This window comes from Luteococcus sp. (assembly GCF_043424415.1).
Lineage (GTDB): Bacteria > Actinomycetota > Actinomycetes > Propionibacteriales > Propionibacteriaceae > Luteococcus.
This window is the reverse complement of record NZ_JBHWOO010000072.1, coordinates 26,693-35,922: the sequence shown is the minus strand read 5'-3', so window position 1 is coordinate 35,922 and position 9,230 is coordinate 26,693. Positions and strand designations below refer to the sequence as shown.

Here is a 9,230-nt window from a genome sequence, read left to right as displayed (position 1 = left end):
ATGGACGCCAAGAAGACCTCTGCCGCGCTGGCGGCCGCCGCCACCGCCGGGCTCGCCGCCCAGGACCTCCTGCAGACCAAGCACGCCCCCAGGCACAACTTCCCCGTCATCGCGCGCCCGCTACGCCCTGGAGGCGATCGGGCCGGAGCTTCGCCAGTACATCGTCACCAGCAATGACGAGGAGCGCCCCTTCAGCCGTGACCAGCGCCGCTGGGTCTACAGCTCCGCGAAGGGCGAGAACAACTACTTCGGCTTCGGCACCCACAATGACGTCGAGAACAGCACCCACCCCATCGTGCGCCACCGCACCTTCAGCCAGGTGGCGCCGTCGGCATCGCTGCACGCCGACCCCACCAGTCCGCTGCCGGCCGCGAAGGTGATGGGCGGTCCGCGGGGGCGCCGCAAGGCCTTCCGTCCCGACCCGGTGGTCAACGCCTCGGCGATGAGCTTCGGCTCGCTCAGCCCGCAGGCCATCATGGCCCTCAACAAGGGCGCGCTGCTGGGCGGCTTCCTGCACAACACCGGCGAGGGCGGCCTGTCCGACCACCACCGCCAGGGCGGTGGCCTCACCCTGCAGATCGGCACCGGCTACTTCGGCTGCCGCGACTAGCACGGCAACTTCGACATCGACGAGCTGGTGGCCGTCGTCGAGTCGGCACCGGTCAAGGCCATCGAGATCAAGCTGAGCCAAGGCGCCAAGCCCGGCCTGGGCGGGCACCTGCCCGGCGCAAAGGTGAGCGCCGAGATCGCCCGCATCCGTGGCGTCGAGGAGGGCAAGGACGTCGTCAGCCCCTCGCGGCACACCGCCTTCAGCAGCGTCGACGAGATGCTCGACTGCGTGGAGATGGTCGCCGACCGCACCGGACTGCCGGTGGGCATCAAGTCGGCGGTCGGTGAGCGCGATTTCTGGGACGAGCTGGCCGAGCTGATGGCCGACGGCACCCGTGGCGTCGACTTCATCACCATCGACGGCGGCGAGGGCGGCACGGGTGCCGCTCCCCTCGTCTTCAGCGACTCGGTCGCCTTCCCCTTCCGGATCGGCTTCGCCGAGGTCCACAAGGTCTTCGCCGCCAAGGGCCTGGCCGACAAGGTGGTCTGGATCGGCTCGGGCAAGCTCGGCCTGCCCGAGAATGCACTGGTGGCCTTCGCGATGGGCGCCGACATGGTAAACGTTGCCCGCGAGGCGATGCTGGCCATCGGCTGCATTCAGGCGCAGAAGTGCCACACCGACAAGTGCCCTGCCGGTGTGGCGACGCAGAACAAGTGGCTGGCCACCGGCTGGAGCCCGAGGGCAAGGCGGAGCGGCTTGCGCGTTACGTGCAGACCCTGCGCCGCGACCTGCTGAAGGTCTCCGAGGCAGCGGGCGTTGCCCACCCCGGCCTGTTGGGCCCGCGCGACGTCGAGATCATCGACGGCACCCGCGGCCACAAGCCGCTGGCCGAGGTCTACGGCTACCAGGACGGCTGGGGCGTGCCCAATCAGCAGATCGCCGACGAGATCTCGCACCTGATGGAGCACTTCGGCGAGGACGACGCTTCCGAGGACCACGTGGTACAGCACGAGGAGCTGGAGAGTGACGAGCAGAGCGCCTGAGCGCGGGGCAGGCGGGTACTCCCATTCCACCGGAGGAAATATGCACCCCTCACGAAATGCGCACCAGAATTCGGGTCCTGCGAGGGTCTCGCATGGTCTGTTCTGGGCATGGGTCGTCAACGACCTCGAGGAATTGGTCACCATGGGGCCTTGGTCCCGGTCCAATGCCGCCGAGCTGTCACGCCGGGCGCCCATCGCCCTGCCGGACTGGGCGAAAGAGGGACTGGACGAGACCCACGTCAGGGTGTCGATCGCCGTGATGGGTGGCGTGATGTATGCCTTCTCGGCACGGGGTGTGGCCACCGGTGGCCGCTCGCGGCTGTACCAGGCCGCACTGCTTGGTTTCGGGCTGCACGGCTTCACGCACCTGACCAACTCGATGTCCTGGCGCAGCTACACCCCCGGCGTGGTGACGGCACCAACCGTGGTGATCCCCTTCAGTGCCCTGGCGCTGCGGCGTCTCGCCAAGGCCGGCGTCCTGTCGCTGGATCGCACCACCGTCGGCATCGCGGCGGTGGGACCACCCGCCTTGATGGTCGCAATTCACATCCTCACCGGTGAAGCGTTGCGACGCCTGCGAACACGACGGTGAGAACATCCGACGCAGTCCTCTCTGCTGCAGAGCATCGCACTCCTCAAAACCTCCGACACACATTGCTGCGGAGCGCTGATCACAACCCGCGCCGCCGCTCTGGACTGAATCCATGAATCGGCCAACACGTCCCATCCAGTTGCTGACGCCACGAGGAAGATGGATGACCACGTTCTTGTTGGTCATGGTTCTGCTCTGGACATGGAGCGTCGTGACCCATGCGTGGAACCGAGACTTCGACAGGGACTTCTGGTTCTCCCTGGTGGGTCTTGTCGTCGCTCCAGTCGCGCTGATCGGCCAGCGGAAGAAGGATCACGAATCCCGAGAGTGAGACTGGGATCTCTGTTTCAAGTACATCCCCGTCAACAGTGGGAAGACGCGGTTCGACAACGTCTATCGGAGAACATTCCAGCGACCTCGATCCTCGGGGAACGTCCGGGCGATCTTCTTCACTCGCCTGAGTGCCACGGCCAATGGAATTTCCTTCCATGGTGCTCGGGGCATTCATGAGGGAGGGTCGCCACCGAGGCGCGGGCGCGCGAGAGTGTGTCCAAGTAGGCATTCCCGTCGAAGACGAAATTCAGAGCCATGTATTTCCCACCCTGGCGGATCGTCACGTTCGTCATCCAGCCCTCCTTGGTCGCAGTACTGCGCACACTTGACGTTGAGGCTATGCGCTGGGAGCTGGGTCCGGACCACGGCCACGCGGCAACGCCGGAATGGCCCGTGACTGTGCACGTCCAAAGGCGACTCCGCACGCGCTGTATCAAGGGCCCAGTCATTTTTCGACGTGCGCAGTGGAGGCCCGTCGCCGCACTCCCAGCACCACGTGGTTGGGGCGGGGAATTCGCTGACGGGATCGCTGCAGCAATCCAGGGGGGACACCGCCCCCAAGGCCTTGACCCAAAGAGACGGATCAGGACGTTCGAGGCATCAGGCGGATCTCTGCGCGGTGGCCGTTGGTCTTGAGCTTGCGGTCGCACGTGACCAAGGGGCATCCCAACGCTTCGGCCAGTGCGACATAGGCGGCGTCGTAGGACGTGAACTGATGACGCAGGCCCCAGATTGTCATGCTCAGGGGTTCCAGCTCGTGGCGTTCGATGGCGAAGGACCAATAGTCGTCCAGTGCCCGCTGCCCCCGCTCCCGCGTCAGCGCACGACCGAGCTCTAGGCCACGCAGCACCGAGGTCACTTCGACGTCGAGCAGGTGTGGCGCGTGGATGTCCTCTTCGAGGAGGTCCAGAAGCTCGTCTGACGGAGCGAAACCGACCAGCGCCTCCACCATGGCCGACGCGTCGAGCACGATCACCGGCGCGTCGCCTGGATCTCGTCGAGGATGCGCTGGGTGGGGACTCCATCTCCGCGGTCGAGAGTGCGCAGCCGGGCGACAATCTCGGCATTGCTCGGCCGGGCCGCGATCGTGGCCAGCTGGGCGTTGACATAGGCAGACAGGGACTGCCCCTGCGCAGCGGCCCGCGACTTCAACGTCTCGGCAACAGCCTCCGGCACCTCGCGAATGTAGAGCGTCGTCATGGATCCATGCTAGCACTCTGCAAGCAGCAAGCACTGGATGATTGTCGGCATACGGGAGTCCGAAGTCCCGGCCACACGCGCGGCTGCCCTGGAAGAGTGTGGGCATGAAGTGGGAAGACGATGGCTCGGGCGTGCTGGAGCTACCCAGCGGACGACGCGTCCGCGGACGCAGAATGAGCGCTTCTTTCCACGAAGACCCCGAGTTCGGCGTGTACGCGCTGTTGCGTCCGCCCCACGTCCCGTGGCCTCATCGCTGGGTGAGGTGGCCCGACTTCGGCCTGCCAGTGGACGACAAGCAGGCCCGAGATGCCCTGGCCGAGGCATGGGGCAGGGCTGTCACCGCACGCGTGGAGGTGGCCTGCGGGGGCGGCCGGGGCCGGACAGGAACGATGCTCGCGGCACTGGCCATGTTGGACGGGCTGGATCGTGACGCGGCGATCGCATGGGTGCGCGGGCGCTACGACGCACGCGCGGTCGAGACGCCTTGGCAGCGATGGTGGCTCGATCGCTGACTGCGAGGTGGTGTGGGCGACGCGCCCCTTTCCCGGGCTGCTGGTCGCCTCGCTCAACACATCAAGCGTCATTCGTTCGCGGCCGGGTGATGACCCATCCCTTGGCTGCAATCCCACTCATGAGCACCAGCAGGCCAACCCCGCCGGCACCCACCGGCAGGGAAGCCATTTTCACGACGACCATGCCCACGATCGCGAGAACGTAGGTCGTGCCGCTCCCCCACCATGGCCATCCATCCGGTGTCAGGGCTGGATCCTTCTTCTGTCGTCGTCCAGCAAGAAATCCCTCGATCGCACCCAGGCCAAAGAGCAGGATCAAGTAGGTCGGGTCGTAGCTTCGCCAGAACAGGGCGAAGATGGCAGTTGCCGTGCCAAACGACAGGAGGACGACGAAGGCAATGCGCTGCTTGCGTGTTTCCAGCGCCAGGTCGAACAGGTCAAACCTCCCTCGAGCTCATCATCGGTTGGTTCCCCGGCCCAGGATGCGAAAATGCAGACACCGCAATGACGCTTGGGGCCGCGTCGTGGTCATCACCATTCTGGACCGGAAATCGTGGGTCCTACAGCTCCCGCGGCACGCGGCGGATGAATGAGTTGACTAGAGGTCGACGAGCAAGGTGCCCGGTCGCCCCCATCGGAGGGGACTCGTCACCCTGTCCGCGGACGAAGAGTGCGGCACCTCCCCAAGCAGTCCCCCGCCCAGTCAGGGGCACCAGAAAGGGCAGTCGCCCTTGGCCTGGCTCGCATGTGTTGCAGTCATGGAGGCATGGAGATGGACCATTGAAAGGGCTCAGCCAAGTACCTGACCACTGGGAGCCTGACGGGAGCCGCTGAGGGCAGGAGCCGATTGATCTCCGCTCATGCCGCGGCGGTCTAGTGCCAGCGGGCGAGCGTCTCGGCAATCTCGGGGACGTTCAGGCGCCCACTGGCCACAGCAATGACCAGGTCGTAGGCGTCATCATCCGGCGCCTCGACCCACGCGCCATTGATGTCCAGGAAGACGATGGTGGCGAGCCACCCGAGGCGCTTGTTCCCATCCACGAGTGGAAGGTTGCGGACCAGCGACTCCAACAGCGCGGCCGCCTTCTCATCCAGGCTCGGGTATGCCTCACGACCCCACAGGCTCGTCCTGGGGCGGGTGCGCCGCTGAGTCGAGCAGGCCCAGGTCACGCAACGGACCAACCTGCAGGTCATCGACCAGCGCGAGCAGGTCCTCCCAGTCGAGGTACTCGGTCACCGCCCGAGTCGATCCAGCACGTCGGCATAGCGAGCACGAGCTCGCCGGGAGGCATCCGACACCTTGCGCTCATGCCCCCGCCGCTCGGCCACCTCATGAATCGCCCGGATCGTGGCCTCCTGGCGGCTGATCCCCTCGTCCTGCGCCAGGCGCGCGAGCACGCGTTCATCCTCCTCGGTCAACCGCAGAGTCATCGCCACGACCCCATGATACCAACTTGGTATCACACGCTGACGGCACGAGGACTCAGGGATGCAGGACGGCCTCGGCCGCGTAGCCCTGACCTGGGCTGCAGGGTCGAGGCGGTAGGCCAGGTTCCCCCAAGTTTCGCCATCCCTCAGCGCGTAGCCGGCGTTGCCGAGGAGCTGCGACTCATGCGCGCGGCGCACGATCCACTGCCCCAGACTCACTGCCCCAGACTCGCCGGTGCCCGGAACGCAGGCTCTGAGTCAGGATGTCGAACCAGGGCATGGAGCAGCTGCATCGAGTCCAGCATCTGCTCGGGTCCTGCCGCGTGCGAGGTCAACGTCAGCGTCGAGTGATCCCACGTCAACGATGGCGCGTCTCCAGAGCCAGGTGCGGCGACCATCCACGACGCATCGTTCGACCTGTCGCGTACCCCAATCCGGACCCGGCAGTTCAGCACAGATTCGAACTCGTCCACCTCGGCCGCGAACCGCGCCAGGGTTTCGTCGTCGAAACCGGCCGACTCGAAGTCGAGCCACAGAGTGCGGTCGTGACCCAGCCCGGGCAATCCCATGAACGCATCATGCCAGCCGCCATCCACTGTCAACGCACTCTCTTGCCGACGACCGCTCGTCAGTAGGGTTGGCGCGTGAGTGAAACCGTCCACGACGAGCAGGGCCGTCCCGACCCTCCCGCTGATGCTGACGAGGCGGCCAACTTGCTTGGCTTCCTTGATTTCCTGCGGGCCACCATGGCCTGGAAGGTCACAGGGGTCGACGATGCAGCTCTTCACCAGCGTTGCACCGTGTCGACGATGACCCTCGCCGGCCTGCTCAACCACCTCGCTTACGTCGAGGACTTCTGGTTCTCCCGAGTACTCACCTCATCCCCCGCGGGCGATCCTTGGAACAGCGTGGACTGGAGCTCCACACCCGACTGGGACTGGGAGTCTGCCCGGGAGATGTCGCCAGTGGTGCTCCGTCGCCGCTGGCAGGATTCTGTCGACAGGTCTCGACGGTTGTGGCAACAGGCGGTGCTTGACCCAATGTTCGCCTTGTCCATTCAGGTCCATCGCCCTGGCGGTGAGACAGTCTCAGTCCGTTGGCTGTTGACCCACATGATCGAGGAGTACGCCCGACACTGCGGCCATGCGGACATCCTGCGAGAAGCCATCGACGGACAGGTCGGCGAATAGCCAAGGCACGCCAATGCCGCTGAGGGGTGGGGTCACAACCTGCTGGAATGCCTGCAAGTCAATTGAGTCCAGATGACTAGCAGGAGGCTTGCCGTCACCGGTATCCAGCGTGGGCAGAGCTAGGGAAAGGAACCCGCCAGCTGGCAGACGACGCTCAGCCCGCCCACGGTTGCGAGCAGGCGCGACGGCGTGGCACTGGCTTGAAGAACATGAGCGGTGAATGCCCCCGTTGCCAGTGCCCAGCCCAAGGCGACTAGGTGGCGCGCGCCCAGAACGAGACTCTCGACCAGCGGCAGGATCGTGGCGTTGAGTGGCAGTTCGGGGATGGGGTAGACGAGGAGACCCTCCAGCGCGATCAGCAGCAGGAGCGACGCCGACCCGATGAGCGCACCCACCACCCCGAGCGCCCAGGCCAGACCGGTCGGCGGACGAGGTCGCCACATCCGTCCGACCAGCCCAGTCGGGACCAGTACGAGCGTCAGCATCGTCAGCTCGTTGGCCGCCCGCCACGCCGCCAGCTGGGCGGGCCTCTGACCGTCGAGGCCGATGGCGTCAGGTACGTAGCCAGCAAGGGCCCTCAGCGACTCGGCGAGCACCCAGCAGAGGCTTCCACCCACCAATCAAGCGCCCGAACAGCTCAGCTGCCAGCCCGTCGCGATTGGATTGCTCGTGCTCATCCGAGGATCCCGCGCAGGTAAGCCGTCAGTGTGTTCTCCAGGTCGACAGGCTCGGCGTGGCTGGTGTCATACATCAACAGCGCATCCACCAGCACCGCCAACTGGGACGCGAGCACGTCACGGCCTTCCTCGGCGACCCCCAGGGCGGCGAGAAGTCGCGCCGCGAGGTGGGTGACCTGGTTGCGGACTGCGGCGGCAGGGGTGAGCAGGTCCCGCAGCTCCGGGTCGGCGCGCACCTCCAGCATCAGGAGGAAACGAGCCGCCTGCGCATCACCGCGCCCAGCCATGTCACGAGCCAGCCCAGCCAGGATCCATCCAGCCTCCACGGGCGTGAGCGCGTCCGGAACGACGAGGCTATCGAGGTCCCCCGCGGACCCGTCGGACAGGCGGGCAGCGACCAGAGCGACCAGGTCGCCTCGCGTTCGCGCGTAGTACGACGTCGACCCGGCGGGCAGCCCCGCTTCGGCGTCGACCCGACGATGGGTCAGAGCGTGGACACCGTCGCGTGCCACCAGTCGGATCCCCGCGTCCGCGATCACGTCCCTGCGCTCCATGCCGCCCCCCTCACCCGTTGCTCTACGATCATAGAGACTCTACGAACGTAGAGACTGGACGGGAGGCAACATGCGAGTGGCAGTAGTGGGCGGCGGAACGTCAGGTACGGCGATCCAGCACGCCGTCGAGGAATGGGGCACCGAGTGCGTGATGATGTCTCGACGTACCGGCTTCGATATCCGTGACCCCCGGGCCAGTGACAGGCTCGCCGGGTTCGACGTGGTCATCGAAGCCACCGGTGGGACGTTCCTGCGGCGGCGACCGGCAGTGGAGTTCTTCACCACCTCGACCCGCACGATCGCCCAAGCAACTCGGGATAATGGCGGCCGGCATGTGCTGCTGTCGATCGTGAACTGCGACCTGCCCGAGGTGCAGGGCTACGGCTACTTCGCCGCGAAGGCCGAGCAGGAGCGGCTGGCACGCCAGATGAGTCCACAGCTGTCGATCATCCGATCCACACAGTGGTTCGAGTTCGCAGCCCAGAACCAGCAGCGTATGAAGCTCGGCCCCATCGCAATCGTTCCCGCGATGAAGATCCAGCCGGTCGCGCTCGACTCCGTCGCCGCCGCGATTGCCCACGAAGCCCTGTCGGAGCAGCCTCATGACGTGGTCGAAGTAGCGGGCCAGGACGTCATGACGCTGCAGGAACTCACCCTCAGCATATGCCCCCGGCACCCCTACCCCGTGGAGGTCACCATCCCCACTGCCTACGGCACGGCCTTCACCAGCGGCGCACTTGTCCCCTCGCCCACGGCCTCCATCGTCGGCCCAAGCCTCGATGACTGGCGTGCCTCCCGCGAAACCACGTAGCCGATCAAGCTGCAACACCACAACGCGATCATCTGCCGCGAGTGAAAGGCCGGGGCAGTGCATGTTGGGGGATGCGAACGATGTCGCGATCCCCCCTCTGCGCCGAAGGAGAAAGCAACCATCAGGCCGTCCTCCATGCAGGTCTCGGCCAGCCATGGAACGTGACCGAGACCCTGGGGCGGGTGCCGGCAGACCTCCGACGGCGCCCATGCCTTTGTGCAGAAGTCAATTCCCCAGGAGGACACGTCGTCACAGACTGCGTGCAACCAGGCTTCGGTGACCGACCCGTTCAACAGCACCGTGGTCGGCTGACCCACAGGCCCCGGTCTGCCCTGCCGCA

The 9,230-nt window shown here is 66.0% G+C and carries 15 protein-coding genes and 1 pseudogene; 7 read left to right on the top strand and 9 right to left on the bottom strand.

Annotation, left to right across the window (positions count from 1 at the left end):
• The first annotated feature begins 379 nt into the window (after window positions 1–379).
• The 4 genes and pseudogenes from ACHFFZ_RS04240 (at window position 380) to ACHFFZ_RS04225 (ending at window position 2,516) form a co-directional block, all read left to right on the top strand.
• Window positions 380–1,345: pseudogene (locus ACHFFZ_RS04240) on the top strand (glutamate synthase-related protein).
• Window positions 1,318–1,593 carry a hypothetical protein gene (locus ACHFFZ_RS04235; RefSeq protein WP_394275417.1) on the top strand — a complete coding sequence of 92 codons (276 nt, stop codon included), beginning with the start codon at window positions 1,318–1,320 and terminating at the stop codon, window positions 1,591–1,593. The pseudogene ACHFFZ_RS04240 and the gene ACHFFZ_RS04235 overlap by 28 nt, the downstream one beginning before the upstream one ends.
• Before the next feature lie 40 nt (window positions 1,594–1,633).
• Complete coding sequence (locus ACHFFZ_RS04230; protein ID WP_394275416.1) at window positions 1,634–2,185, top strand: HXXEE domain-containing protein; 552 nt, start codon at window positions 1,634–1,636, stop codon at window positions 2,183–2,185.
• 163 nt (window positions 2,186–2,348) lie between these two features.
• Window positions 2,349–2,516 carry a hypothetical protein gene (locus ACHFFZ_RS04225; protein WP_394275415.1) on the top strand — a complete coding sequence of 56 codons (168 nt, stop codon included), beginning with the start codon at window positions 2,349–2,351 and terminating at the stop codon, window positions 2,514–2,516.
• A gap of 585 nt (window positions 2,517–3,101) precedes the next feature.
• Here the strand turns inward: ACHFFZ_RS04225 and ACHFFZ_RS04220 are convergent.
• The gene (locus tag ACHFFZ_RS04220; protein ID WP_394275414.1) at window positions 3,102–3,494 is read right to left on the bottom strand and encodes a type II toxin-antitoxin system VapC family toxin; all 393 of its coding nucleotides are present in this window, start codon (window positions 3,492–3,494) and stop codon (window positions 3,102–3,104) included.
• Window positions 3,491–3,718, bottom strand: coding sequence for an antitoxin (locus tag ACHFFZ_RS04215; RefSeq protein WP_394275413.1), 228 nt, complete (start codon window positions 3,716–3,718; stop codon window positions 3,491–3,493). Before ACHFFZ_RS04215 ends, ACHFFZ_RS04220 begins: the two co-directional genes overlap by 4 nt.
• Before the next feature lie 104 nt (window positions 3,719–3,822).
• Here ACHFFZ_RS04215 and ACHFFZ_RS04210 point away from each other — a divergent pair, with 104 nt between their 5' ends.
• On the top strand, window positions 3,823–4,230 hold the full coding sequence (locus tag ACHFFZ_RS04210; protein ID WP_394275412.1) for a protein-tyrosine phosphatase family protein: 408 nt from the start codon (window positions 3,823–3,825) through the stop codon (window positions 4,228–4,230).
• A 61-nt stretch (window positions 4,231–4,291) separates the two neighbouring features.
• On the opposite strand, the gene ACHFFZ_RS04205 is transcribed toward ACHFFZ_RS04210, so the two are convergent.
• From ACHFFZ_RS04205 to ACHFFZ_RS04185, 5 genes are all read right to left on the bottom strand, one after another.
• Complete coding sequence (locus tag ACHFFZ_RS04205) at window positions 4,292–4,549, bottom strand: hypothetical protein (protein ID WP_394275411.1); 258 nt, start codon at window positions 4,547–4,549, stop codon at window positions 4,292–4,294.
• A 554-nt stretch (window positions 4,550–5,103) separates the two neighbouring features.
• Window positions 5,104–5,271 (bottom strand): cell filamentation protein Fic, encoded by a 168-nt coding sequence (locus tag ACHFFZ_RS04200; protein WP_394275420.1) that lies wholly within the window; start codon window positions 5,269–5,271, stop codon window positions 5,104–5,106.
• Between the two features lie 67 nt (window positions 5,272–5,338).
• Window positions 5,339–5,467, bottom strand: coding sequence for a hypothetical protein (locus ACHFFZ_RS04195; RefSeq protein WP_394275410.1), 129 nt, complete (start codon window positions 5,465–5,467; stop codon window positions 5,339–5,341).
• Entirely contained in the window at window positions 5,464–5,661 is a 198-nt protein-coding gene (locus ACHFFZ_RS04190) for a CopG family transcriptional regulator (protein WP_394275419.1), read from the bottom strand. The genes ACHFFZ_RS04195 and ACHFFZ_RS04190 overlap by 4 nt, the downstream gene beginning before the upstream one ends.
• Before the next feature lie 212 nt (window positions 5,662–5,873).
• The gene (locus tag ACHFFZ_RS04185; RefSeq protein ID WP_394275409.1) at window positions 5,874–6,227 is read right to left on the bottom strand and encodes a hypothetical protein; all 354 of its coding nucleotides are present in this window, start codon (window positions 6,225–6,227) and stop codon (window positions 5,874–5,876) included.
• Between the two features lie 75 nt (window positions 6,228–6,302).
• Here ACHFFZ_RS04185 and ACHFFZ_RS04180 point away from each other — a divergent pair, with 75 nt between their 5' ends.
• Window positions 6,303–6,848 carry a DinB family protein gene (locus ACHFFZ_RS04180; RefSeq protein ID WP_394275408.1) on the top strand — a complete coding sequence of 182 codons (546 nt, stop codon included), beginning with the start codon at window positions 6,303–6,305 and terminating at the stop codon, window positions 6,846–6,848.
• 119 nt (window positions 6,849–6,967) lie between these two features.
• Here the strand turns inward: ACHFFZ_RS04180 and ACHFFZ_RS04175 are convergent, their stop codons facing one another.
• Window positions 6,968–7,444: a hypothetical protein gene (locus ACHFFZ_RS04175; RefSeq protein WP_394275407.1), complete on the bottom strand. Its 477-nt coding sequence runs from the start codon at window positions 7,442–7,444 to the stop codon at window positions 6,968–6,970.
• A gap of 77 nt (window positions 7,445–7,521) precedes the next feature.
• Window positions 7,522–8,079: a TetR/AcrR family transcriptional regulator gene (locus ACHFFZ_RS04170; protein ID WP_394275406.1), complete on the bottom strand. Its 558-nt coding sequence runs from the start codon at window positions 8,077–8,079 to the stop codon at window positions 7,522–7,524.
• Between the two features lie 70 nt (window positions 8,080–8,149).
• Between ACHFFZ_RS04170 and ACHFFZ_RS04165 the strand changes: the two genes are divergently transcribed.
• Entirely contained in the window at window positions 8,150–8,890 is a 741-nt protein-coding gene (locus tag ACHFFZ_RS04165) for an SDR family oxidoreductase (RefSeq protein WP_394275405.1), read from the top strand.
• Window positions 8,891–9,230 lie beyond the last annotated feature (340 nt).

Bases quoted from the DNA above. Each gene is read 5' to 3' on its own strand.
- ACHFFZ_RS04230 (WP_394275416.1), top strand. From the start codon at position 1,634: ATGCACCCCTCACGAAATGCGCACCAGAATTCGGGTCCTGCGAGGGTC.
- ACHFFZ_RS04225 (WP_394275415.1), top strand. From the start codon at position 2,349: ATGACCACGTTCTTGTTGGTCATGGTTCTGCTCTGGACATGGAGCGTC.
- ACHFFZ_RS04215 (WP_394275413.1), bottom strand. From the start codon at position 3,718: ATGACGACGCTCTACATTCGCGAGGTGCCGGAGGCTGTTGCCGAGACG.
- ACHFFZ_RS04210 (WP_394275412.1), top strand. From the start codon at position 3,823: ATGAAGTGGGAAGACGATGGCTCGGGCGTGCTGGAGCTACCCAGCGGA.
- ACHFFZ_RS04190 (WP_394275419.1), bottom strand. From the start codon at position 5,661: ATGACTCTGCGGTTGACCGAGGAGGATGAACGCGTGCTCGCGCGCCTG.
- ACHFFZ_RS04185 (WP_394275409.1), bottom strand. From the start codon at position 6,227: ATGGGATTGCCCGGGCTGGGTCACGACCGCACTCTGTGGCTCGACTTC.
- ACHFFZ_RS04170 (WP_394275406.1), bottom strand. From the start codon at position 8,079: ATGGAGCGCAGGGACGTGATCGCGGACGCGGGGATCCGACTGGTGGCA.
- ACHFFZ_RS04165 (WP_394275405.1), top strand. From the start codon at position 8,150: ATGCGAGTGGCAGTAGTGGGCGGCGGAACGTCAGGTACGGCGATCCAG.